At 64.3% G+C, this 23,065-nt stretch carries 22 protein-coding genes; 16 read left to right on the forward strand and 6 right to left on the reverse strand.

Annotated elements, in window-relative coordinates; translation table 11 throughout:
- Positions 1–4 precede the first annotated feature (4 nt).
- The 3 genes from pyrG to tpiA form a co-directional block, all read right to left on the reverse strand.
- Positions 5–1,636: a CTP synthase gene (pyrG, locus tag FXB41_RS13905; protein ID WP_007590604.1), complete on the reverse strand. Its 1,632-nt coding sequence runs from the start codon at positions 1,634–1,636 to the stop codon at positions 5–7.
- Between the two features lie 166 nt (positions 1,637–1,802).
- Positions 1,803–2,189 carry a preprotein translocase subunit SecG gene (secG, locus tag FXB41_RS13910; RefSeq protein WP_219682175.1) on the reverse strand — a complete coding sequence of 129 codons (387 nt, stop codon included), beginning with the start codon at positions 2,187–2,189 and terminating at the stop codon, positions 1,803–1,805.
- Between the two features lie 140 nt (positions 2,190–2,329).
- Complete coding sequence (tpiA, locus tag FXB41_RS13915; RefSeq protein ID WP_219682176.1) at positions 2,330–3,085, reverse strand: triose-phosphate isomerase; 756 nt, start codon at positions 3,083–3,085, stop codon at positions 2,330–2,332.
- Positions 3,086–3,308: 223 nt separating this feature from the next.
- Between tpiA and FXB41_RS13920 the strand changes: the two genes are divergently transcribed.
- From FXB41_RS13920 to moaC, 4 genes are read left to right on the forward strand one after another with little or no spacing between them, the layout of a single operon-like run.
- A complete protein-coding gene (locus FXB41_RS13920) occupies positions 3,309–5,207 on the forward strand; it encodes a peptidylprolyl isomerase (RefSeq protein ID WP_219682177.1) in 1,899 nt (632 codons plus the stop codon).
- A 14-nt stretch (positions 5,208–5,221) separates the two neighbouring features.
- Positions 5,222–6,235, forward strand: coding sequence for an anthranilate phosphoribosyltransferase (gene trpD / locus FXB41_RS13925; RefSeq protein ID WP_007590600.1), 1,014 nt, complete (start codon positions 5,222–5,224; stop codon positions 6,233–6,235).
- 7 nt (positions 6,236–6,242) lie between these two features.
- Positions 6,243–7,061, forward strand: a complete 819-nt coding sequence (gene trpC / locus FXB41_RS13930; protein WP_219682178.1) for an indole-3-glycerol phosphate synthase TrpC — start codon at positions 6,243–6,245, stop codon at positions 7,059–7,061.
- Complete coding sequence (gene moaC / locus FXB41_RS13935) at positions 7,061–7,573, forward strand: cyclic pyranopterin monophosphate synthase MoaC (protein ID WP_007590598.1); 513 nt, start codon at positions 7,061–7,063, stop codon at positions 7,571–7,573. The genes trpC and moaC overlap by 1 nt, the downstream gene beginning before the upstream one ends.
- 11 nt (positions 7,574–7,584) lie before the next feature.
- Here the strand turns inward: moaC and FXB41_RS13940 are convergent, their stop codons facing one another.
- The gene (locus tag FXB41_RS13940) at positions 7,585–8,310 is read right to left on the reverse strand and encodes a CGNR zinc finger domain-containing protein (RefSeq protein WP_246648828.1); all 726 of its coding nucleotides are present in this window, start codon (positions 8,308–8,310) and stop codon (positions 7,585–7,587) included.
- Between FXB41_RS13940 and FXB41_RS13945 the strand changes: the two genes are divergently transcribed.
- Together FXB41_RS13945 and FXB41_RS13950 are read left to right on the forward strand one after the other, a co-directional pair.
- A complete protein-coding gene (locus tag FXB41_RS13945) occupies positions 8,309–9,724 on the forward strand; it encodes an amidase (protein WP_219682179.1) in 1,416 nt (471 codons plus the stop codon). The genes FXB41_RS13940 and FXB41_RS13945 overlap by 2 nt on opposite strands.
- Positions 9,721–10,977: an MFS transporter gene (locus FXB41_RS13950; RefSeq protein WP_007590594.1), complete on the forward strand. Its 1,257-nt coding sequence runs from the start codon at positions 9,721–9,723 to the stop codon at positions 10,975–10,977. The genes FXB41_RS13945 and FXB41_RS13950 overlap by 4 nt, the downstream gene beginning before the upstream one ends.
- On the opposite strand, the gene FXB41_RS40680 is transcribed toward FXB41_RS13950, so the two are convergent.
- Positions 10,958–11,074, reverse strand: coding sequence for a Flp family type IVb pilin (locus FXB41_RS40680; protein ID WP_246648839.1), 117 nt, complete (start codon positions 11,072–11,074; stop codon positions 10,958–10,960). The two genes, FXB41_RS13950 and FXB41_RS40680, sit on opposite strands and share 20 nt — an antisense overlap.
- Before the next feature lie 193 nt (positions 11,075–11,267).
- On the opposite strand from FXB41_RS40680, the gene FXB41_RS13955 reads away from it, so the two are divergent.
- From FXB41_RS13955 to FXB41_RS41480, 4 genes are all read left to right on the forward strand, one after another.
- Positions 11,268–14,000: a bifunctional diguanylate cyclase/phosphodiesterase gene (locus FXB41_RS13955; RefSeq protein ID WP_219682180.1), complete on the forward strand. Its 2,733-nt coding sequence runs from the start codon at positions 11,268–11,270 to the stop codon at positions 13,998–14,000.
- 172 nt (positions 14,001–14,172) lie between these two features.
- On the forward strand, positions 14,173–14,733 hold the full coding sequence (locus tag FXB41_RS13960) for a TetR/AcrR family transcriptional regulator (RefSeq protein ID WP_246648829.1): 561 nt from the start codon (positions 14,173–14,175) through the stop codon (positions 14,731–14,733).
- 69 nt (positions 14,734–14,802) lie between these two features.
- Positions 14,803–15,663 (forward strand): DMT family transporter, encoded by an 861-nt coding sequence (locus FXB41_RS13965; protein ID WP_219682181.1) that lies wholly within the window; start codon positions 14,803–14,805, stop codon positions 15,661–15,663.
- A gap of 45 nt (positions 15,664–15,708) precedes the next feature.
- Positions 15,709–15,840, forward strand: a complete 132-nt coding sequence (locus FXB41_RS41480; RefSeq protein ID WP_283843426.1) for a hypothetical protein — start codon at positions 15,709–15,711, stop codon at positions 15,838–15,840.
- A 75-nt stretch (positions 15,841–15,915) separates the two neighbouring features.
- Here the strand turns inward: FXB41_RS41480 and FXB41_RS13970 are convergent, their stop codons facing one another.
- The gene (locus tag FXB41_RS13970; RefSeq protein ID WP_007590590.1) at positions 15,916–17,253 is read right to left on the reverse strand and encodes a S41 family peptidase; all 1,338 of its coding nucleotides are present in this window, start codon (positions 17,251–17,253) and stop codon (positions 15,916–15,918) included.
- 306 nt (positions 17,254–17,559) lie between these two features.
- Here FXB41_RS13970 and FXB41_RS13975 point away from each other — a divergent pair, with 306 nt between their 5' ends.
- The 6 genes from FXB41_RS13975 to FXB41_RS14000 all read left to right on the forward strand — a co-directional run bounded on the left by FXB41_RS13975 (position 17,560) and on the right by FXB41_RS14000 (position 22,929).
- A complete protein-coding gene (locus FXB41_RS13975) occupies positions 17,560–18,693 on the forward strand; it encodes an alpha-hydroxy acid oxidase (RefSeq protein ID WP_219682182.1) in 1,134 nt (377 codons plus the stop codon).
- 8 nt (positions 18,694–18,701) lie between these two features.
- A complete protein-coding gene (locus tag FXB41_RS13980) occupies positions 18,702–19,334 on the forward strand; it encodes an HAD family hydrolase (protein WP_027567128.1) in 633 nt (210 codons plus the stop codon).
- 168 nt (positions 19,335–19,502) lie between these two features.
- Positions 19,503–19,694 (forward strand): hypothetical protein, encoded by a 192-nt coding sequence (locus tag FXB41_RS13985; RefSeq protein ID WP_007590586.1) that lies wholly within the window; start codon positions 19,503–19,505, stop codon positions 19,692–19,694.
- 258 nt (positions 19,695–19,952) lie between these two features.
- Positions 19,953–21,164: a molybdopterin molybdotransferase MoeA gene (locus tag FXB41_RS13990; RefSeq protein ID WP_219682183.1), complete on the forward strand. Its 1,212-nt coding sequence runs from the start codon at positions 19,953–19,955 to the stop codon at positions 21,162–21,164.
- 176 nt (positions 21,165–21,340) lie between these two features.
- A complete protein-coding gene (gene lexA / locus FXB41_RS13995; protein WP_007590583.1) occupies positions 21,341–22,042 on the forward strand; it encodes a transcriptional repressor LexA in 702 nt (233 codons plus the stop codon).
- A gap of 452 nt (positions 22,043–22,494) precedes the next feature.
- Positions 22,495–22,929: a hypothetical protein gene (locus FXB41_RS14000; protein WP_219682184.1), complete on the forward strand. Its 435-nt coding sequence runs from the start codon at positions 22,495–22,497 to the stop codon at positions 22,927–22,929.
- Positions 22,930–23,065: the final 136 nt, after the last annotated feature.

Genomic DNA, 23,065 nt, shown 5'->3' on the forward strand with positions numbered 1-23,065 from the left:
CCGCTTACACCAGGCGGCTCTGCACCATCGCCGCACGAATGAACGACGCGAACAGCGGATGCGGCTCGAAGGGGCGCGACTTCAGTTCGGGATGGAACTGGACGCCGATGAACCAGGGGTGATCCTCGTACTCGACGATCTCCGGCAGCACGCCGTCGGGCGACAGGCCCGAGAATTTCAGCCCGTGCTGCTCGAGGCGATCCTTGTAGGCGGTGTTGACCTCGTAGCGATGGCGGTGGCGCTCAGAAATCTCGGTCGCGCCGCCATAGACCTCCGAGACGCGGCTGCCGCGATTGAGCGCTGCGGGATAGGCGCCCAAGCGCATCGTGCCGCCGAGATCGCCGGCGTTGGTGCGCTTCTCGAGCTCGTTGCCGCGCAGCCATTCCGTCATCAGGCCGACCAGGGGCTCCTTGGTCGGGCCGAACTCGGTGGAGTTGGCCTCCTCGATCCCGACGAGATTCCGAGCTGCCTCGATCACCGCCATCTGCATGCCGAAGCAGATGCCGAAATACGGCACGTCGCGCTCGCGCGCGAACTGCGCCGCGCGGATCTTGCCTTCGGCGCCGCGCTGGCCGAATCCACCAGGCACCAGAATGCCGTTGACGTGCTCGAGGAACGGCGCGGGATCTTCCTTCTCGAAGATCTCGCTTTCGATCCAGTCGAGATTCACCTTCACCTTGTTGGCGATGCCGCCATGCGAGAGCGCCTCGATCAGCGACTTATACGCATCCTTCATGCCGGTATACTTACCGACGATGGCGATGGTGACGTTGCCCTCGGGATTGCGAATGCGCTCGTTGATCTGCTGCCAGCTCCGCAGCTCCGGCGGAATCCGCGAGCCGATGCCGAAGGCGGCAAGCACTTCGTCGTCGAGGCCTGCGGCATGATAAGCCTGAGGGACAGCGTAGATGCTGTCGGCGTCGCGCGCCTCGATGACGGCGCTCTCGCGCACGTTACAGAACAGCCCGAGCTTGCGCCGTTCCTCCTTCGGGATCTCGCGATCGGTACGGCAGAGCAGGATGTCCGGCTGGATGCCGATCGAGCGCAGCTCCTTGACGGAGTGCTGCGTCGGCTTTGTCTTCAGCTCACCGGCGCTCGGGATGTAAGGCAGCAGCGTCAGATGAATGTAGATGGCGTGATCGCGCGGCAGCTCGTTCTTGAGCTGGCGGATCGCCTCGAAGAACGGCAGGCCCTCGATGTCGCCGACGGTGCCACCGATCTCGACCAGCACGAAGTCGTAATCGTCGTTGCCGTCGAGGACGAAATCCTTGATGGCGTTGGTGACATGCGGAACCACCTGGATGGTGGCGCCGAGATAATCGCCGCGCCGCTCCTTGGAGATGATGTCCTGGTAGATGCGCCCGGTCGTGATGTTGTCGGCCTTGGTCGCCGGGCGCCCGGTGAAGCGCTCGTAGTGGCCGAGATCGAGGTCGGTCTCCGCGCCGTCATCCGTCACGAACACTTCGCCGTGCTGATACGGCGACATCGTTCCGGGATCGAGGTTGAGATAGGGATCGAGCTTGCGGAGGCGGACCTTGTAGCCCCGGGCTTGCAACAGGGCACCGAGTGCCGCTGAAGCCAGACCCTTGCCGAGCGAAGAAACCACGCCGCCGGTGATGAATATGTACCGCGCCATGGGGCTTAACCTCTAATCCCTCGAATTCGATTCGCCAAAGCGATTCGTATTCCGCCCCAAACATTTTGCGGGGCTGTGGGTGAGCCAGAACTAAGAGTGGTGACAGAGCCTTGATGGGGATTGTTGATCCAGGACGGTAGAAGCCGCCCTGCATGGCCCCCCTGCTTTATTGCGAACGCGGTACTTGCGGGCCGCTCGGTGCCGGAGCCTGCTGCTGCTCGTCGGCCTTCTTCAGCGAATCCAGGATGCCGCCCGAGGTCGGCGGAGCGATCGGTCGGCCACCGGCCGGCTGGGTCTGCGACGCCGGCGCGCCGATGATCGACGACGGCTTGCGGTCGTAGCCGGCATACCAGGACAGGAACAGGCTGGTGAGGAAGAAGCCAACGGCCAAAATTGCGGTGGTCCGCGTCAAAAGGTTCGCGGTGCCGCGGCTCGACATGAAGCCTGCGCCACCTCCCATGCCGAGGCCCCCGCCTTCCGACTTCTGGAGCAGGACGGCGCCGATCATGACGGTGACGATCATGAGGTGAATGACGATGACAACAGTCTGCATAGTGTCCTTCCGTCACAAGCCGACAGCGCCGAGACGGCGGCCAATCGTGCTTCGCGGGTTTTCCTGAAGTTGCGCGGTGTTACACGATCGGAGGGGGCATTGCCACCCCCGATCCGCCGGGTCCTAAGGTTTGGAGTTAGCTAGGGACAGCCCTGCGCAATCGCAAGGAAATCGGCCGCCTTCAGGCTGGCTCCGCCGACCAGCGCGCCATTGACGTTCTTCACGGCCATCAGCTCCGCCGCGTTCGACGGCTTGACCGAGCCGCCATAGAGGATGCGCATCCCGGCGCCGTCGGCCTTGAACCGGGAGGTCAGGAATTCTCGGATAAACCCATGAATCTGCTCGACATCCCGGGACGTCGGGGTCAGGCCGGTGCCGATTGCCCAGACCGGCTCATAGGCCACGACAAGATTGGCGGCGGTCGAGCCATCCGGCAGCGAGCCGGTGAGCTGGCCGCGCAGGATGTCCAGGGTCTGGCCAGCATCGCGCTGGCCCTGCGTCTCGCCGATGCAGACGATAGCCGTCGCCCCGGCGCGCCAGGCGGCCTCAGCCTTCTGCCGGATCAAGGCATCGCCCTCGCCGTGGTCGGCGCGGCGCTCGGAATGGCCGACGATGATCGCGGTCGCACCCGAATCCGCCAGCATTTCGGCGGCGATATCGCCGGTATGGGCGCCGGAGGACTTGGGGTGGCAATCCTGGGCCCCCACCGCGATCTTCGTGCCGCGCGCCTTCTCGGCAAAGGCAGCGATCAGGGTCGCCGGCGGGCAAACCAGCAGGTCGGCTTTGCCGGCCACCTCTGCCGCGCCATTGAGCATGGCGTCGAATTCGGCAGTCGAGGCCTTCAGGCCGTTCATTTTCCAGTTGCCGGCGATCAGGGGGCGGATGGCATCGGTCATGTCAAATTCCAGCGAAATTCGGTTTGTTCATGCGCTAGCAGAGGTCCCGTGGCAGTTCCAGAGTCCAGGGGCTTTTAACCGCAGGGATCGAAAGCCTGCTAGACCCGAGGTTGCGGGGGGAAAGCCACCACTTTATGATGATTGATCAATTTGGTGACGCGCTTTTGCGGAATCTGCATTAAGACGCGCTCCCGTTCCCCTCCTGCCAAACAAGTTGGACCAAATGCTTCGAGGAATGCGCAAGGCCTCATCAAACTGGCTCGGCAAGACCATTATGGCCGTTGTGATGGGCGTGCTGATCATCAGTTTCGGCGTTTGGGGCATTGCCGACATCTTCAAGGGCTTTGGGCAATCCACCGTGGCCAAGGTCGGCGGCACCGAGATTTCGTTGAACGAGTTCCGCCAGATTTACACCGATCGCCTCCAGCAGATCAGCCGCCAGTTCGGCCGGCCGCTGTCGCCTGAACAGGCGCGCGCCTTCGGCCTCGACCGTCAGGTGCTCCAGCAGACGATCGCGGAAGCCGCCCTCGACGAAGAGGCGCGCCGGCTCGGGCTCGGCCAGTCGGACGACCAGATCCGCCAGCTCATCATGAACGACCCGAACTTCAAGGGCGTCGGCGGCAACTTCGATCCGAACCGCTTCCAGTCCGTGATCCGCAATTTCGGCTACACCGAGCAGCGCTACGTCTCCGAGCAGCGCAAGGTCTCGCTGCGTCGGCAGATCACCGGCACAATCGGTGCCGGTATCGAGCCGCCGAAGGCGATGCTCGACGTGCTGACGCGCTTCCAGAACGAGCAGCGCGCCATTGAATTCGTCAGGCTCGACGCAGCCCAGGCAGGCACCATCGACGCGCCATCGCCCGAGGCGCTCGCCGCCTATTTCGAGGATCACAAGGTCCAGTTCCGCGCGCCCGAATATCGCAAGATCGCGTTCGTCGTGGTCTCGCCGGAGGAGATCGGCAAGTGGAGCGAGGTGTCGGACGAGGACGCCAAGAAAGCGTTCGAGCAGCGCAAGGATCGGCTCGGCACGCCGGAGAAGCGCCAGATCCAGCAGATCGTATTTCCCAATGCCGCCGAGGCGCAGGCCGCACGTGAGCGGCTCACCAGCGGGACGTCGTTCGAGGACCTCGGCAAGGAGCGCGGACTGAGCGCGTCCGACGTCGATCTCGGGCTCGTGACCAAATCTTCGCTCGATCCCGCAGTTGGAGACGCTGTCTTCGCGCTTCCCGCCGGTGAAATCAGCCAGCCCATCCAGGGCCGTCTCGGCACGTCGATCGTCAAGGTCGAAAAGATCGAGCCGGGCGTGGAGGCGAACTACGCGAGCGTTGCCGCCGACATCAAGCGCGAGATCGCCACCGAGCGCGCGCGCGTCAAGGTCGCCGATCTCCGCGACAAGATGGAAGACGAGCGCGGCGGCGGTGCCAGCGTGATCGACGCGGCGCAGAAGCTAGGCCTCACCGCCGTGACCATCGACGCCGTCGACCGTTCCGGCCGCGCCCCGAGCGGCCAGCCGGTCTCCGGCATTCCGCAGGGCCTCGACGTGGTGTCGCAGGCCTTCAACACCGATGTCGGCGTCGACAACGACTCGATCTCGTTCAAGGGCGGCTATGTCTGGTACGACGTGCTTGCCATCACGCCGTCGCGCGACCGCAATCTCGACGAGGTCCGCGACCAGGTCGAGGCGCGCTGGCGCCAGGACCAGATCGCGACCAAGCTGAAGGCCAAGGCGACCGAGATCGTGCAGAAGCTTGAATCTGGCGGCAAGCTCGCTGACGAAGCAGCCGCGATCGGCGCCAAGGTCGAGACCGCCAGCGGCTTCAAGCGCGACGACTCGCCCGCCAGCGTGCCCGCAACCGTCGTGTCGGCCGCCTTCCGCGTCGGCAAGGACGGCGTCGGGCAGACGGCAGTGACCGGCGGCACCGAGGTGATCGTGTTCCGCGTCACTGAGATCATCGATCCCACGGTCGATGCCGGGTCGGAGGCGATCAAGAAGCTGAAGGACACTCTCGACCGCGCGCAGACCGAGGAGCAGGTCGCTTCCTACGTCAACAAGCTTGAAACCGACATTGGGACCACCATTAATCAGGCCGCCTTCGCGCAGGTGACCGGCGCGAACCAGTGAGTTGAAAGCACGCGATGGACGACCTGAAATCGATCATTGGAAAAGTGGCGACCGGCGCCAGCCTGTCGCGTGACGAAGCGGCGTCCGCCTTCGACGCCCTGATGTCCGGCGAAGCCACGCCTTCGCAGATGGGCGGCCTCTTGATGGCGCTGCGGGTGCGCGGCGAGACCGTCGACGAGATCACCGGCGCGGTCATGGCAATGCGCTCCAAGATGCTGACCGTGGCGGCACCGCCCGAGGCCGTCGACATCGTCGGCACCGGCGGCGACGGCTCCGGCTCGGTCAACGTCTCGACCTGTGCCTCCTTCATCGTCTCGGGCACAGGCCTGCCGGTCGCCAAGCACGGCAACCGCGCGCTGTCGTCGCGCTCGGGCACCGCCGACGTGCTGGCCTCGCTCGGGGTGAAGATCGATCTGAGGCCCGAGCAGGTCGGTCGCTGCGTGCGCGAATGCGGCATCGGTTTCATGTTCGCCCCCGCCCATCATCCCGCCATGAAGAACGTCGGCCCGACCCGGGTGGAGCTTGCCACGCGCACGATTTTCAATCTGCTCGGGCCGCTGACCAACCCAGCCGGCGTGAAGCGGCAGATGGTCGGCGTGTTCTCCCGGCAATGGGTGCAGCCGCTGGCGCAAGTGCTCAAGAACCTCGGCTCCGAATCCGCCTGGGTCGTACACGGTTCCGATGGCCTCGACGAGATCACCCTCACCGGCCCGACCTTCGTCTCCGCGCTCCACAATGGCGAGATCCGGAATTTCGAGGTGACACCGGAGGACGCGGGCCTGCCGCGCTGCGAGGCCGGTGCACTCAAAGGCGGCGACGCCGACGCCAACGCTATCGCCTTGCAGGGCGTGCTCGACGGCAAGCCGAGCCCCTACCGTGACGTCGCGCTGATCAACGCCGCTGCCGCATTGGTCGTGGCCGGGCGTGCCAGGGATCTCAAGGAAGGTGTCGTGATCGGCGCAAAATCACTCGACAGCGGAGCGGCGCGCGCGCGGCTGAAACATCTGATCGCGGTCTCTAACGACTGAGCCTGACATGTCGGACATCTTGACCAAGATCGAAGCCTACAAGCGCGAGGAAATCGCTGCGGCCAAGCGCGCGCAGCCGCCGTCGGCGGTGGAGGCGAAGGCCAGGGCGCAAGCAGCACCGCGCGGCTTCCTGCGCGCGATCAAGGCCAAGCACGCCGATGGCGACTATGCGCTGATCGCGGAGGTCAAGAAGGCCTCGCCCTCAAAGGGCCTGATCCGCGCCGATTTCGATCCGCCGCTGCTGGCCAGGGCCTATGAGGCCGGGGGCGCTGCCTGCCTGTCGGTGCTGACGGACACGCCCTCGTTCCAGGGCCATCTCGACTTCATGGTGGCGGCCCGCGCGGCAACGTCACTGCCGGTGCTGCGCAAGGATTTCATGTTCGACACTTATCAGGTGGCGGAGGCCCGCGCGCACGGCGCCGACTGCATCCTGATCATCATGGCGGCGCTCGATGATGCCACGGCCAAAGAGCTCGAGGACGCCGCGATCGCCTATGGCATGGACGTACTGATCGAGATCCACGACCGCGCCGAGCTTGACCGCGCGCTGAAGCTGCGTTCGCCGATGATCGGCGTCAACAATCGCAATTTGCGCACCTTCGAAACCACGCTTGCGACCAGCGAAACATTGGCTCCGCTGATCCCCGGCGACCGGCTGATGGTCGGCGAGAGCGGCATCTTCACGCCCGCCGATCTCGCCCGGCTCGAGCGCGTCGGCATGTCGACCTTCCTGGTCGGCGAGAGCCTGATGCGGCAAGCCGACGTTACCGCTGCGACGCGCACACTGCTGGCGCGCGAGACCGCGCGCGCCACAGGCACGAACTGATGGCGCGTCAGCCCGCAAAGGCCAAACCGACCAAGACCGGCCCTGCCCTCACCCATATCGGCGCTTCCGGCGAGGCGCGGATGGTTGACGTGTCGGACAAGCCCGCGAGCGAGCGGCTCGCGGTCGCGGAAGGACGCGTCGTCATGACCAGGGCGACGCTTGACCTGATCGTGTCCGGCAACGCCAAGAAGGGCGACGTGCTCGGCACCGCCCGCATCGCCGGCATCATGGCCGCCAAGCGCACCGCGGAGCTGATCCCGCTCTGCCATCCGCTCGCGCTGTCGAAGGTGACGGTCGAAATCGAGCCCGACGCAAAGCTGCCGGGCTGCCTCGTCCGCGCCAGCGTGAAGGTCACGGGACCGACCGGCGTCGAGATGGAAGCGCTCACCGCCGTCTCGGTCGCCTGCCTCACCATCTACGACATGATCAAGGCGGTGGAACGCGGCGTGCGCATCGAAGGCATCCATCTGGTCGAGAAGCTCGGCGGCAAGTCCGGCCATTACCGCGTCTGATTGCGGCTAATCTATTTCGCCTCGCGCTGCCGCTCGCGATAGGCACGCGTCTTCATCCGATTGCCGCACAGCGTCGACATGCACCACCGTCGCGTCGATGGCTTCGACCGATCGAAGAACACCCGCCGGCATTCCTCAGAGGCGCACATCTTCAACCGGTCCAACGTTCCCACAAGCGTTGCGTTGTGCAACTCAATGGCGATAGCCGACAGGCCGGCGAGCGCATCGTCGCGCATCGCCGATAATACTGCGCCGCAGCCAACCCGCGCCTCCACCCGCAACGGAAACGCCGCGAGCGCGTCACCGAGCGCGCCGAGAACCTCCTTGTTCCGGCGCCGCTCGGCCGGCTCGCATTGCAGATAGGCGCGTAGCGCTTCGCGCAGCCGCAGCGCGGTCGCGAACATTGCGGGCGTGATGCGCCCGCCGCCGAGGCCGCGCTCCTGCATCCAGTCCGCGAGCTGCTTCATCCCGGCAAGTTCGTCGCTCTGCGGGTGCTCCACCCCGAAATGCGAGAAGTGGCGAACATCGAGCGTGTTGGCGAAATCGTAGATGTTCGCCAACGCGTCAGGAACCTGGAACTTGCGTGACTCTTTCGACATCGGAATACCCGGAGAATTGGAACACCAGTAAAACATATTTACCGGTTGACAGCAACAGACACCGGTATATTTATTATACAGGTGTCTGCATCTCATCGAAATCGAGCGAGGTTGCGATGACAAAATGGAGAACGCCATGGCCGAAGCCCCGCACTATCTCGAACTCATCGAGCTTGCTGCACGCCTCGAGGCGCGCGAAATCTCCGCGTTGGAGGTGACGCGCGCGCAACTCGACCGTATCGACGCCCTGGACCATGAACTCGGCAGCTACGTTCACGTGATGCCGGAAACGGCTATCGCCGAGGCGAAGGCCGCGGACGCTGAGATCGCAAATGGCCAGTATCGGGGCCCCCTGCATGGCGTGCCGATTGCGCTGAAGGATCTGTTTTGGACCAAGGGCATTCCGACGGCGGCCGGCACCACGCTTCATCGCGATTTCCGTCCTGGTGAAGATGCGACCGTCACGCGCAGGATCAGGGATGCAGGCGGTGTGGTGCTCGGCAAGTTGCAGCTCACCGAGGGCGCCTATTCCGATCACCACCCGCTAGTGACGCCACCGAGAAATCCATGGAATCGGAATTACTGGCCGGGTATCTCGTCCAGCGGCTCGGCGGTCGCGACGGCCGCCGGACTTTGCTTCGGCTCGCTTGGCTCCGACACCGGTGGCTCGATCCGCTGGCCCTGCGCCGCCAACGGCCTGACTGGGCTGAAGCCGAGCTGGGGCCGCGTCAGCCGCCACGGCACGTTCGAGCTGGCCGCGACGCTCGACCATATCGGACCGATCGGCCGCAGCGCGGTCGATGCCGGCGTACTGCTTGGGGTCATCGCCGGACACGACCCCAATGACCCGACGTCGCTGCTCAATCCGGTGCCTGACTATCTTGCCGCGGCCGCACGGGACGTGCGGGGCCTGCGGATCGGTGTCGACGCTGCCTGGAACGGCGAGGACGTGGACGTTGCGACACGGCACGTGTTGGCGGATGCCATCGATGCTTTCCGTGCGCTTGGCGCCCACACCGTCAACGTCAGATTTCCCGACGTAGAACCGGCGATCGCCGACTGGACCCCTAACTGTGCGGTGGAAGCTGCGGTCGCGCACGAGGCGACCTATCCTGTCCGCAAGAATGAGTATGGCCCAATCCTCGGCTCGCTGCTCGAGGCTGGTCGCGCGCTCTCCGGTCTCGATTATCAGAAGATCCTGCTGCGGCGGCTGGCACTGCGCGGCCAGGTGACCGCACTGTTCGAGACCATCGACCTGCTGCTGATCCCGGTCCACCCTTTCGCGCCGTTGACGCTGGCCATGATCCGGACCCTCGGCGAGCAGCCGGATCTGATCGCGAAGCTGCAACGCTACACCTGCCCGTTCGATATGACCGGTCATCCCACGATCACGCTACCAGGTGGTGCATCGGCGGACGGACTGCCGATCGCGTTCCAGCTTGTCGCCGCCCATCTCGACGAGGCCACGCTGGTTCGCGCTGGCGCTGCGTTCCAGCGTGTCACGTCCTGGCATCGTCGCCATCCTTCCCTCACCTCGCGGAGGCAGCATTGACCATTCCATTCAATCCCGTAGGTCGAAGCATTTTCCACGGCTGGTTCGTCGTCGCGGCGGCATTTGCCGTGATGTTCGTCGGCTTTGGTTCTGTCTACACCTTCAGCGCATTTCTGGAGCCGCTCCAGCGCGATTTCGGCGCCTCCCGTGGTTCAATCTCGCTGGTGTTCTCGATTGCGGGCTTTCTGTACTTCGCTCTCGGACTCGTCAGCGGTCCCCTCGCCGACCGGCTCGGTTCGCGTCCACTGGCCGTAGCGGGCATGGTCCTGATGGCGGTTGGACTTGCGGCCGCGAGCGCTGCACGTTCCCTCGTGGAGGTCTATCTCGCCTACGGGCTCGGTGTCGGCCTCGGCGTCGGCTGCGCCTATGTTCCGGCAATCGGCGCGGTGCAACGCTGGTTCGTCAAGCGCCGCGGCTTTGCCTCTGGGCTCGCGGTGAGCGGCATCGGGCTCGGCACGCTGGCAATGCCGCCGCTCGCCTCCTTGCTGATCGCATCGATGGGCTGGCGCGGCGCCTATCTGGCGCTGGGCGCGATTGCGCTGGTGCTGGGCGGCGGGATGTCGATGCTCATCGAGAACGATCCGAAGGACCGCGGCCTCCGGCCCGACGGCGATCCGCCTTGCGACGCGGCGGACACGGTCAACGCCGGCGGCGCCTCGGTGCGCGAGGCCGTCCGGTCGACGCGTTTTGTCGCCCTTTACGCATCGTGTCTGGTCTGCTCGTTCGGCGCCTTCGTTCCATTCGTTCATCTCGTGCCTTACGCGCGCGACCACGGTGTCGCGGCGTCCTCTGCCGTGCTGCTGCTGGGCGTGATCGGGGCCGGCAGCACCGCTGGTCGCTTCTTTCTCGGCGCGATCGCCGACCGGATGGGCCGCGATCGCTCTCTGATCATGGTCATGATCGGAATGGCGTTCGCGATGGCGATCTGGGCCATTGCCGCTGATGTCCGGACCCTCGCCGCTTTTGCCTTCATTTACGGTGTGTTCTACGGCGGCTGGGTCGCGGTGCTGCCCGCCGTGGTCATGGACTATTTTGGCGGACGCAACGTCAGCGGAATCATCGGCATTCTCTACACCAGCGTGGCGTTCGGGACATTGGTTGGTCCGAGTGCGGCCGGCTTCGCCTACGACCTCAATCACAGCTATACTTTGCCGATCCTGATCAGCGCCGCCGCGAACATCGTCGCGGCACTGATCGTGTTGGCGATACTGGCGCGCAGCGAAACCCGGCCGATCAGCGCAACGACGCGCTGATCGCCCCGAATCTTGAATCGAGCTTGCTGCCCAGGCCGTTCACCACGGCGATGATCGCAAGCGCGATGCCGGCGGCGATCAGCGCGATGGTCGGCAGAAATTGTCCGGCCGCGCGGAAGCTTCCGACAATGCTGCACGTCTCGCGTCCCGCATATTGATTGCTTTTGCGAGCGTCCGTTCACGGCGCATTAACCCAGCTTGCTAACTTCGCCTCCACTCCGTTCCCGTAAACCGACGGATGTTCCCGGTGCCAAGAATTGACCCTGACGTGTGCACCACAACGATCGATCATGATGACGGGATTCGGCAGTCGCCTTTTTGACCAGGCCTTCGTGCGCAGCGGACCGATCCGCTGGCTGGTGGTGGGCGGCACGCTGCTGATCGCTGCGATCGCGGTCGGCGCGACCCTGATGGCGCAGAATTTCCGCGAACGTGCGCTGCGCAGCTCCGGCCGCGAGCTGGAAAACACCGTGCTGATGCTGGCCCATCATTTCGACCAGCAATTGCAGGATTTCGCAGTCATCCAGAAGGATTTCGTCGACTACGTCCGCGCGAGCGGCATCACCAGTGCGGCGGACTATCGCAAGCGCCTCGCCGGCCAGGACCTCCACCGGATGCTGCGCTCGAAGATCGATGCACTACCCCACATAGGCGGCCTCAATATCATCGATGCCGAAGGCAATTTGATCAATTCGTCGACGGCATGGCCGGCCCCGAACGTGAACGTTGCCGATCGCGCCTATTTTCGCACCTTCCGGTACGATCCCGATGCTCCCGACGTCCTGATCGAGCCACTCTACAGTCGCATCTCCGGCGCCTGGACCATCCTGATCGTGCGCAAGGTCGTCGGACCGAACGGCGAATTCTTGGGTGCGGTCGGACGCGGCATCGAGCCGGCAAATTTCGAAAAGTTCTTCGAGTCCGCCGTGCTCGGCGAAAGCACGACGATCTCGATGCTGCACCGGGACGGCACGATGCTCGCCCGTTATCCCCATTCCAGCGAATTGATGGGGCGGAATTTCAAGAACGGTCCGTTCGCGCATCAAAGGGTTTTCGGGCTCGACCATTTTGCCGGCCGCTTCATGAGCCCCGTCGACGGCGAGGACCGGCTGATTTCCTCACACGGCCTGCCTCACTTCCCGATCCTGATGATGGCCACCACGACGCGCGCGACGGCCCTGACGGACTGGCGCGAGCAGATCGGCATCCTGATCTCGGTCGCCGCCTCTTCCGCGCTCGCCATCGCGGGCGTGCTGATCGCGATCATACGCAAGCTCCTGGAGCAGCATCGTCTTTCGCGGGAACGGCTGACGCTGGAAAAGCAGCGTCTCGACCGCGCCGTCAACAACATGACCCAGGGCCTGCTGCTGTTCGACGCATCGCAGCAGCTCGTGATCTGCAATCAGCGCTACGTCGAGATGTACGGGCTGTCGTCCGAAATCGTGAGACCCGGCTGCAGCTTCCACGATATCATTGCGCACCGCAGAGCCACCGGCTCGTTCACCGGCGATGTGGACCAGTATGTCGCACGGGTCCTGCGCGACGTCCACGTGCGCAATTCCATGGTAGTCGAGACCTCCGACGGTCGCTCGATCCAGATCGTCAACGAACCGCTCACGGACGGCGGCTGGGTCGCGACGCATGAGGACATCACGGAGCGCCGGCGTATCGAGGAGCGCATCACCCATCTCGCTCACTACGACGCGCTGACCGACCTGCCCAACCGCACCATGTTCCACGAGCATCTACGTCAGGAACTCGATCTCGTCGCCGGGGGCGAACAACTCGCGGTGCACTACATCGATATCGACGAGTTCAAGGGCGTCAACGACGCGCTCGGGCATCTCATCGGCGACGAGCTCCTGAAGTCAGTCGCGCAGAGCCTCCACCGGTGTGCGGGTCCGACAGACTTCGTGGCGCGCCTCGGCGGCGACGAATTTGCCATCATCCAGAGCGCGGTGACATCGCTGGATCAGGTCAACGAGCTCGTCGCGCGGGTGTTTGAGGCCATCCGCGCGCCGTTCGACTGCATGGGACATCATCTTGCCACCGACGCCAGCATCGGCATCGCGCTGGCGCCGCAACATGGAACGGCGCTGGACCAGATCCTGAAGAACGCGGATATGGCGATGTACGCCGCTAAAGCCGCCGGGCGCCGCACTTATCGCTTTTTCGAGCCTGAGATGGACGCCAAGATCCACGAGCGGCGGCAGCTCGAGATCGACCTGCGCCACGCCATCGCTCAAGGCGGGCTCGAAGGCGGCCTCGAGGTGTATTACCAGCCTTGCCTCAGCCTGAAGGACGACCGCATCACCGGCTGCGAGGCGCTGGTGCGCTGGCGCCATCCCGAACGCGGCATGGTCTCGCCGGCCGAGTTCATCCCGATCGCCGAGGACACCGGCCTGATCAACGAGATCGGCGAATGGGTGCTGGCGACCGCCTGCCGGGACGCAGCGAACTGGCCCGACGACGTCCGCCTCGCCGTCAACGTCTCGCCGGTGCAGTTCAAGAGCGGCACGCTGGCGCTGAAGATCATGGCAGCGCTTGCCGCCTCCAATTTGCCGGCAAGCCGGCTCGAGCTTGAGATCACCGAGGCGGTGCTGATCCGCGACGACGACACCGCGCTTGCGATCCTGCATCAACTCCGCGCCATCGGCGTCCGCATCGCGCTCGACGATTTCGGCACCGGCTACTCCTCGCTGAGCTATCTGCACCGCTTCCCGTTCGACAAGATCAAGATCGACCGCTGCTTCGTCAACGACATCGCCGGCCCCGACGGCTCCTCCAGCATCGTGCAGGCGGTCGTCAATCTCGCGGCTGCCCGCCGCATGACCACCACGGCCGAGGGTGTCGAGACCGAGGAGCAGCAGCGGTTGCTGCGCGCGCTCGGCTGCTCCGAGATGCAGGGCTATCTGTTCAGCGCCGCCAAACCCGCCGACAAAGTGCTGGAGCTGTTCGCAGCTCATCGCGGCCGTCTCGCCCAGCGCGGCGGCAACGAAGGCCGCCGCCGGGAGGCAAGCTAGGGCCTGGACTCACACAGGCGCAATTGTCGGCTCGGGAGGCCAAGCAGAAACATCGGCGGACGGCCAAACGGCGGTGGCGCCCCTAGAAATTAAAGACCATTCGGTCTATATATCGGCAATGCCCCGCCAAACCCCTGTGCAGTTGCCCCGTGGCCGTCCCCGAAGTTTCGACATGGAATCCGCCGTCGAACGCGCGATGGATGTGTTCTGGTCCCGCGGCTATCACGCCACGGCGCTACCGGACCTTCTTCGTGCGACGAAGCTCTCGCGGGGCAGCCTCTACGCCGCTTTCGGCGACAAGCACTCGCTGTTCCTGCTTGCGCTTGATCGCTACATTGCCATTGCCTTGACACGGATGGATATCGAACTCGACCCCCGCCGGGAGCCGATCGACGGCCTAAGGGCCTACCTTGCCGGCTATGTTGACCGCAACAGCGGTGCCAATGGTCGGCGCGGATGCCTGTTGGTAGCCACAGCCATGGAACTGGCTGGCCGTGATGCCGAAATTGATCGTCGCATCGGGAGCTTTTTCAAAGCTATGGAGGCTCGGGTGGCTGGTGCACTTTCCCGTGCGGAGGCAGCGGGCAAGTTGGCCGATGGTGTCGAGCCTTCGAGTGCCGCCCGAATTCTCGTCTGTTTCGTCGAGGGCCTGCGGGTGGTCGGTAAAACGGCACCGACACGGATCATTTCGCAAGCCACCGTTGACGCTTTTCTCGACCGCTTCATCGGGTAGACAACCATGGACGTTTCCGCTGCTCGCACGCCTATATCTAGACCGAACGGTCTTGAAAAGAACGATACCATGTCCGGCTTTCAGATCGTCTGCGCGGTGGTCGTCCCCTTGCTCTGGGGTTATCAATTCGTGGCCATCAAAGTGGGCGTTATGGAGTTTCCACCCCTCTTCTTCCTCGCGCTGCGCTTCCTGGCCATCGCGCTGCTGCTTGTTCCCTTTGTCAAAAGGCCCGCACGTCAACAGTTTGGCCCGATCGCAGCGATTTCGTTTTTCCTTGGCGGACTGAACTTCGGGCTCTTCTATGTTGGCCTCGGCCTCGGCTCGGGAAGCATGTCGGCCGTCGCAATTCAACTCGCCACGCCCTTCACCGTCCTGCTGGCCTGGCCGCTGCTCGCGGAGCGGCCGTCTCTCACCACGTCCGCTGGAGTGGTGCTTGCATTTGTCGGCGTGGTCGTGCTGGCAGCGGGGCCCGGCCCGTCCGCAAACGCGCTTCCACTGCTGCTCGTGGTCGGGGCAGCCTTCGCATTCGCGGTGTCCAATGTCCTGACGAAACGCTACGGCCCTTTTGATCCCCTGATGTTGATGGGATGGTCCTCGCTGTTCACGGTGCCGCAGGTCATGTTGATGTCGCTGCTCCTTGAACATGGACAACTCGCGAGCCTCGTCACTGCAGATGGACGTGGTTGGCTGGCACTCGCCTATACGATTTTCATCGGGGGAATTGTCGGATTTGGCCTGTGGTTCTGGCTGATCGGGCGTTGCTCCATGGGTCGCGTCGCGCCCTTCGGTTTGCTGCTTCCGGTGTTCGCCTTGATGTCGAGCATGTTGTTTCTTGGCGAACGCATGACCCCAATGTTGATGATCGGCGGGCTGCTCGCGATCTCCGGCGTCGCTGTCACTCAGCTAAGACCGAGCGCTCGACCAATTTGAACTTGGAAGTCGCGTCGTTGGCAGATTCTCAGCACGCCGCTGACCTTGTTAACGCAGTCGCTGGAGCTGCGGGTCCATCCCCGCGACGAAGTGCTGGTCGAGCGCGACCGCGCCCTGCGCTGGGCCGAGCGCGATGGCTGCTACGAGGCCACCCTTGCGGCCATGAATCCCAGCTGAGACGGCGTCCAAAACGAAATCGCCCGGGAGCGGTCAACCACGCCCGGGCGATCGATCTCTGGAACTGGCGAGGGCCTAGTTCGGCACCGCAGCCCTCGACGCCGGCTTGGCGGCCACCGCATTCGCGGTTTGGCCGTGCAGGAAGTCGTAGGCCGTATGCAGGGCCTTGTCGTCTTTCGCTTCCGGCGGGACATAGGACTGCGACCCGGTCTGCTCGGTGCCGTCGGCTGCCTGGAGATGGCCGCGCATCTGGGACTCCGCCATGGTGTCCATCCGGCCCTTCAGCTCAGCCGGCACGTCCTGGAGGATCTCGATGTCGGGCGCGATGCCCTGGGCCTGGATCGAGCGGCCCGAGGGCGTGTAGTAGCGCGCCGTGGTCAGCGCCAGCGCGCCGTTGCCGGTGCCGAGCGGAATGATGGTCTGCACCGAGCCCTTGCCGAACGAGCGCGTGCCGATCAGCGTCGCGCGCTTGTGGTCATGTAGCGCGCCGGCCACGATCTCCGAGGCCGAGGCCGAGCCGCCATTGACGAGAACCACCAGCGGCTTGCCCTTGGTGAGGTCGCCTCCATGCGCCGTGAAGCGCTGGGTCTCTTCCGGATTGCGGCCGCGGGTCGAGACGACCTCGCCACGCTGCAGGAACGCACTCGACACCGATACGGCCTGGTCGAGCAATCCGCCCGGATTGTTGCGCAGGTCCATCACATAGCCGACCAGCTTCTCCGGCGGAACGTCCTTGGAGATCGATGCGATCGCCTTCTTCAGGCCATCGGTCGTCTGCTCGTTGAACGAGGTGACGCGGATATAGCCGATGTCGCCGTTCTCGACGTGGAAGCGCACCGGGCGCACATGGATGATCTCGCGCTTGATCGCGACGTCGAGCGGGGCGTCGGCGCCCTTGCGCACGATCGTGAGCTTGGTCTGGGTCTCGACCGGCCCCTTCATCTTGTTGACGGCCTGCTCGAGCGTCATGCCCTGCACCGCATCGCCGTCGATCTTGCTGATGAGGTCGCCCGACATGATGCCGGCTTTAGACGCCGGCGTGTCGTCGATCGGCGAGACGACCTTGACGAGACCGTCCTCCATCGTGACCTCGATGCCGAGCCCGCCGAACTCGCCGGAGGTGGTCTCCTGCATCTCGGTCCAGGCCTTGTCGTTCATGTAGCGCGAGTGCGGATCGAGCGAGGTCACCATGCCGGTGATCGCGCCTTCGATCAGCTTGGCATTGTCAGGCTTCTCGACGTAGCTCGCCTTCACCCGCTCGAACACTTCGCCGAACAAATTGAGCTTGGAATAGGCGTCATCCGCGCTCGCTGCCGCCCGTGCCGCCCATACGCCGCCGTGCGGACTGGCTACCAGAAGGGTCAGACACGCTCCGGTGAGCGCGCCCAGTGGAAACAGCAGGGTTTTCCGCATGGATAGGCTGGCCTTTTTGCTTCGCGGTTCGGTGGGGCTGGGGAGCCGCCATGCAAATGGCGATCCAGCCTGCTTCTCACAATACCATTCTGGTTTCTTCAAGGCCGGGATGCCACGCCGGCGGGTACACCGTAAAAATCCCTTCGTCCGGACCTAAACTTTCGGCAACGTTGCAGGACCCGGTTGGTGCGCAGCGGGGGTCGGCCGGCCGGCCCACGCCTCGCTGCCATGCCATTTTAGGATGGTTTTGGCGCCCCGGACGGGTTAGGCGATGAGGGAAGGCTTCAAATTCTCGGGAGGATAACAATGAACGAAGCACCCCGCATCCAACCGGAAAGGAACGTCGAGCTCGGCGCCAGCACCGAGCCGTTCCAGAATCTGCATGAATTCATCCGGAAAGCCCGCGCCAACCTCAACCAGAATGCCTGGGATTATATCGTCGGCGCGGCCGAGACCGAGACCACCATGCGTCGCAACCGCATGGCACTGGACGAGATCGCCTTCCGCCCACGCGTGCTGCGCGATGTCCGCAAGGTCACCGGCTCGGTCGAGCAGTTCGGCCGCAAGATGCGCCTGCCGGTGGTACTCGCCCCCGTCGGCGCGCTTGAGATCTTCGATCCGGATGGTGCGGCGAGCGTGGCACGCGCCTGCGGTCCTTTCGGTGCGGCGCACATGCTCAGTTCCGTGTCCGAGCCCGGCCTCGAGAAGACCGCCGAAGCTGCGCCCGACGCGCTGCGCCTCTACCAGCTCTATGTGCGCGGCGACGACGCCTTCGTTGCCGACGTCGTCAGCCGGGCCGAGAAGAACGCCTACGCCGCCTTCTGCCTGACCGTCGACACCGCTCATTACAGCCGTCGCGAACGTGACATCGCCAAGCGCTACGTTCGCGAGAGCCGCCTGCGCGCCACCGGCGGCGATTACCAGAAGGGTCTGGAGTGGCGGACGGTGAAGATGATCAAGGACAAGTTCAAGATCCCGCTGATCCTCAAGGGCATCGCGACGCCAGAGGACGCGCTGATCGCGATCGATCACGGCGTCGAATGGATCTACGTCTCCAACCATGGCGGCCGTCAGCTCGATCACGGTCGCGGCGCCATGCATGTGCTGCCCGAGATCGTCGATGCCGTGAACGGCCGCGCCAAGATCATGGTCGATGGCGGTGTCTGTCGCGGCACCGACATCGTCAAGGCGATCGCGGCGGGCGCCGACCTCGTCGGCATCGGCCGGCTGCAATGCTGGGCGCTGGCGGCGGCCGGCGAAGCCGGCGTGGCGCGCATGCTGGAGCTGCTCGAGGACGAAGTGCTGCGCTGCCTCGGCCTCTTGGGTGCGACGTCGTTCGCCGAGCTCGACAAATCCTGCCTGCACCAGGCGACCGCAACCAACGCGCCGAGTGTGTTCAGCGCGTTTCCGCTGTTCGACCACGAGCCATATCGATACTGAGTGAAAGGATGCAGGTGACATCGCTCTCTCCCGGCAGCGCGGATGCGCTCCTGTTCGATCTCGGCCGCGTAGTGCTCGATATCGATTTCTCCAAGGCAATCGCCTGCTGGGCGGGACATGCCGGCTGCAAGCCCGAAGCCATCGTCGCGCGCTATGTGCGGGACAGCGAAGCCTATCGGTTGCACGAGATGGGGAAGATCAGCGATGAGGATTATTTCGCCTCATTGCGAGCCTCGCTCGGAATCGGCATTTCGGACGCGCAGTTCCTGGAAGGCTGGAACGCGATCTTCGCCGGCGAAATGCCTGACATCGCCGAGCTGCTGCCGCGGGCAGCGAAGCAGATGCCGCTCTACGCTTTCTCCAACACCAACCGGCCGCACGTGGACCATTTCTCGAGGGAATATGCCGACCTCCTCGGCCATTTCCGCGAGCTGTATTTGTCGTCCAGCATCGGCTTGCGCAAACCGGATGCGGAGGCCTTCGACCACGTCGTTGCGGCGATCGGCGTGCCCGCCGGGCGCATCGTGTTCTTCGATGATCTTGCCGAAAACATCGAGGGAGCGCGGGCGCGCGGCTTGACGGCGGTGCATGTGACCTCGCCGCGTGACGTCGGGAACGCATTGAAGGCATTGGGCATTTGACGAGGAGTCGGTGTCGCGAAACCCACGGCGGCACCGCCCGCCGGGACCAATTTTGAGAAATTGAGGAACCCGATCACTTTGTGCATTTTTGTACAGAGTTCCGGGAACGGAATACCGCCTTCCGGACTCTTAGAGTCCGTTGGGACTTCTACGGACGGATGCATCATCGTGCTGGGCAAAACCTACCTCACCAAGCAGGCCTCTCTTCTTCTTGAATTCGCCAGGACAACTTCAGATTCGGACCTTTCCGCCAAGCTTGTGAGCAAGGCCGCCGACCTGAAATCCCAGGCCGATCCGCTGCCCGACAAAGACCAGGGAGCCAAGGCGCCCGACGTAACTCCCGGGCAGGCAGGGAGCTGATCGATGCAGCCCGGGGCGCTCGTCGTTCTCGCCTTGCCGTGATTTTCCTTGCCGTGATTTTCGTCGCTTCCATGGCCGCTCTCCTGCCGATTTGTCAGGTTCTTCGCATCATGCCGCGACGCGCTTGATCCTGCCTTCCGGAACAATGTGAAGCGGCGGGATGACTGTGCCCGCTCAGCGGTTTTTGCCTCTGCGCCCGCGCTCGGCTAGAAGACGTGCGGAACATTCGCCCGAACGTGCCGAGCAGGAGTTTTCGCCGTGGCCTTGATGCCGGTTTCCGACGCGCTTGCCGCGGTGCTGGCGGGTGCAGAGCCGCTGCCGGAAGAAATGATTTCCCTCGACGAGGCCCATCATCGCGTGCTCGCGCGTGACCTCGCGGCGCGGCGCACGCAGCCGCCGCAGGCGATGTCGGCGATGGACGGCTACGCGGTGCGCGCGGCCGATGCCGCGACGATCGATTCGGAGCTCACCGTGGTCGGCGAAGTCGCGGCGGGCCGACCGTTCGCCGGGACGATCGGCGCCGGCGAGGCCGTACGGATCTTCACCGGCGGCGTCGTTCCCGGTGGCGCGGACGCCGTCGTGATCCAGGAGGACACGGTCGCCGCCGGCAAGCGGATCATGATCAAGGAAGCCGCGATCGCCGGTCGGCACATCCGCCCCGCCGGCGTCGATTTCCGCGAGGGTGACGTGCTCCTGCGCAAGGGAAGCCGTGTCACCGAGCGCGACCTCGCGCTCGCTGCCGGGATGAATCATCCGCACCTTGTCGTTTTCAGGCGTCCAAAGGTCGCGATTCTCGCCACCGGCGACGAGCTAGTGATGCCAGGCACCACGCCAGGCCACGGCCAGATCGTCTATTCCAACGGCTACGCCCTGCACGCGCTCGCCCGCAGCGAAGGCGCCGAGACGATCGACCTCGGTATTGCCGCCGACACGCTGGAGGCGACCACCGCCGGCATCCGCCGCGCCCGCGAGAGCGGCGCCGACATCCTGATCACGACCGGCGGCGCATCGGTCGGCGACCACGATCTGGTCCAGCAGGCACTGCGGGACGAAGGCATCGCGATGGCGTTCTGGAAGATCGCGATGCGGCCAGGCAAGCCGATGATGCACGGGCGACTCGGCGCAATGGGTGTGATCGGCCTGCCGGGCAATCCCGTGTCGTCCTACGTGTGCGCTTTCCTGTTCATGGTGCCGCTGATTCGCGCCCTGTCGGGCCGTTCAGTGATTCACCATCGCCGCGAACGCGCCGTGCTCGGCCGCGGCGTCGGCGCCAACGACCAGCGCGAGGACTATCTGCGCGCGCATCTGGAGGAGCGTGACGATGGCACACGCGTCGTTCTTCCCGTCAATCATCAGGACTCTTCGCTGCTTGCGAATCTCGCTGCAGCACAGGTACTTCTCGTGCGCGCACCATTCGCGCCGAAGGCCGAAGCCGGCACGGCTTGCGAAGTGTTGCGGCTCCCCGTCTGAGCACCCCCGCAACGCGCGTTCCGCGAACTTTGCTCTGTTCACGGTAAATTAAGCAGTTGCGGAACATGTATCGAACATATAGTGTCCGTTCATGATTTGTTTCGAGCATGTAGCGGCTTATTGCCGAATTCTGCGTCTCGGAATCGGACGACATCAACCGGGGGACTTTGGTCGAGATGTTAACGCGCAAACAATACGAGCTTCTGCGGTTCATCAGTGAACGTCTGAAGGAAAGCGGCGTGCCGCCCTCCTTCGACGAGATGAAGGATGCGCTCGATCTGCGCTCGAAGTCGGGCATCCATCGCCTGATCACGGCGCTCGAGGAGCGTGGCTTCATCCGACGCCTGCCCAACCGCGCCCGTGCGATTGAAGTCATCAAGCTGCCGGAGCTCCAGGCAGCCGCCGGCAGCCGCCGCGGCTTCACCCCCAGCGTCATCGAGGGCAATCTCGGCAAGGTGCGTGCGGGCTCCAGCCTGCCCGCGGACGAGGGCGAACGCCCCGTGGCGGTACCGGTGATGGGCCGCATCGCGGCCGGCACGCCGATCGAGGCGTTGCAGACACGCAGCCACACCATCAGCGTACCGCCCGACATGCTCGGCTCGGGCGAACATTACGCGCTGGAAGTGCGCGGTGATTCCATGGTTGATGCCGGCATCCTTGACGGCGACATGGCGCTGATTCAGCGCAACGAGAGCGCCGATACCGGCGACATCGTGGTGGCGCTGATCGACGACGAGGAAGCGACGCTGAAGCGCTTCCGCCGTCGCGGCGCCTCGATCGCGCTCGAGCCCGCCAACGCTGCCTATGAGGTCCGCATCCTGCCGCCCAATCGGGTGAAGATTCAGGGCAAGCTGATCGGGCTTTACCGGAAGTACTGATACCGGACGTACTTGATACCTGGAGAAGTTGGCGCCTCGCGCGCTTCCGATCGGCATCGCCGGTCAGAGATTGGAGCGGATCATCGTCCGCTCCGGCTGGATAGTCTTTCTGGTTCTGCACAGACTATCCGGCCCCTCCTCCGGCGCTGGCTACTCGCGACGCCCAAGAAGCAGCACCGAAACAGCACCGCTTCGCGGCTCGAGTGTGCGAGGAAACAGCGACCAGCGATCGAGGTCGTTGCACCAGCCGGCAATATTCGCGCATGCGCCTCCCGAATGCATCGCAACTCTCTTTGTTCCTATTGAATTCGGGAAAGATAATGTGATCGCGGCTTGCGGAAACCAGCCGCAGATTTGCCCACAACCGAGCAGAGCTTTCGTGCTTCAACTCTGATAGAGGCCTGCGCCTCGATAAGAGACGCGGGTTGCTATCCCAGCATGAGGAGCACCCGATGTGTGACTACAGCCTGCATGCCGTCGCGTCGCGCCCCGCCGAAGTCGGCGAGACGATCGTCACGACAAATTTCCGCGGCACCTCGACGCGCGGCTTCGCCTCCGCAGCCGATCCGTCTGTTGCCGTCTGCCTGCTGCCGGGAACGGAGCTCGCCTTCGCAGACGACGTCCGCTACGACAATCGCTGGATCTGGACGCGGACCATCAATTCCCGCGTGGGCAAGTTCGGCAAGATCGATCCGCACGTTCCCGACCGCCATCATGACGCGATCGAATTCCCCGACGGCAAATTTGTGCTGGTGACGCAGCTCGTCGAAGGCCAGCGCGCGACCGTGCTGCAACTGCCTGTGACCCAGTCGGTCATCGAGCGCGAGCACAAGGCGCAGATCATCGCCGAGAGGCAGCCGACCGTCACGCACCTGCCGATCGGCTGAAACAGCCGCCCTCCGGCTACGAGGTCGGAGGTCAGGATTGAATTGCCATCGCCGGCCGTGGCCGGCGAGATGGTGTGGTTTGCGCCAGCGAATCCGAGCGGACGCACCGACCCGCTGCGTTGCTCCGCACCATCAG

It is taken from the genome of Bradyrhizobium canariense, from assembly GCF_019402665.1.
GTDB lineage: Bacteria > Pseudomonadota > Alphaproteobacteria > Rhizobiales > Xanthobacteraceae > Bradyrhizobium > Bradyrhizobium canariense.

Excerpts from the sequence above, each read along its gene's own strand:
- pyrG (WP_007590604.1), bottom strand. The coding sequence starts at position 1,636 with ATGGCGCGGTACATATTCATCACCGGCGGCGTGGTTTCTTCGCTCGGC.
- secG (WP_219682175.1), bottom strand. The coding sequence starts at position 2,189 with ATGCAGACTGTTGTCATCGTCATTCACCTCATGATCGTCACCGTCATG.
- tpiA (WP_219682176.1), bottom strand. The coding sequence starts at position 3,085 with ATGACCGATGCCATCCGCCCCCTGATCGCCGGCAACTGGAAAATGAAC.
- FXB41_RS13920 (WP_219682177.1), top strand. The coding sequence starts at position 3,309 with ATGCTTCGAGGAATGCGCAAGGCCTCATCAAACTGGCTCGGCAAGACC.
- trpD (WP_007590600.1), top strand. The coding sequence starts at position 5,222 with ATGGACGACCTGAAATCGATCATTGGAAAAGTGGCGACCGGCGCCAGC.
- trpC (WP_219682178.1), top strand. The coding sequence starts at position 6,243 with ATGTCGGACATCTTGACCAAGATCGAAGCCTACAAGCGCGAGGAAATC.
- moaC (WP_007590598.1), top strand. The coding sequence starts at position 7,061 with ATGGCGCGTCAGCCCGCAAAGGCCAAACCGACCAAGACCGGCCCTGCC.
- FXB41_RS13945 (WP_219682179.1), top strand. The coding sequence starts at position 8,309 with ATGGCCGAAGCCCCGCACTATCTCGAACTCATCGAGCTTGCTGCACGC.
- FXB41_RS13940 (WP_246648828.1), bottom strand. The coding sequence starts at position 8,310 with ATGGCGTTCTCCATTTTGTCATCGCAACCTCGCTCGATTTCGATGAGA.
- FXB41_RS13955 (WP_219682180.1), top strand. The coding sequence starts at position 11,268 with ATGATGACGGGATTCGGCAGTCGCCTTTTTGACCAGGCCTTCGTGCGC.
- FXB41_RS13960 (WP_246648829.1), top strand. The coding sequence starts at position 14,173 with ATGGAATCCGCCGTCGAACGCGCGATGGATGTGTTCTGGTCCCGCGGC.
- FXB41_RS13965 (WP_219682181.1), top strand. The coding sequence starts at position 14,803 with ATGTCCGGCTTTCAGATCGTCTGCGCGGTGGTCGTCCCCTTGCTCTGG.
- FXB41_RS13970 (WP_007590590.1), bottom strand. The coding sequence starts at position 17,253 with ATGCGGAAAACCCTGCTGTTTCCACTGGGCGCGCTCACCGGAGCGTGT.
- FXB41_RS13975 (WP_219682182.1), top strand. The coding sequence starts at position 17,560 with ATGAACGAAGCACCCCGCATCCAACCGGAAAGGAACGTCGAGCTCGGC.
- FXB41_RS13980 (WP_027567128.1), top strand. The coding sequence starts at position 18,702 with ATGCAGGTGACATCGCTCTCTCCCGGCAGCGCGGATGCGCTCCTGTTC.
- lexA (WP_007590583.1), top strand. The coding sequence starts at position 21,341 with ATGTTAACGCGCAAACAATACGAGCTTCTGCGGTTCATCAGTGAACGT.
- FXB41_RS14000 (WP_219682184.1), top strand. The coding sequence starts at position 22,495 with ATGTGTGACTACAGCCTGCATGCCGTCGCGTCGCGCCCCGCCGAAGTC.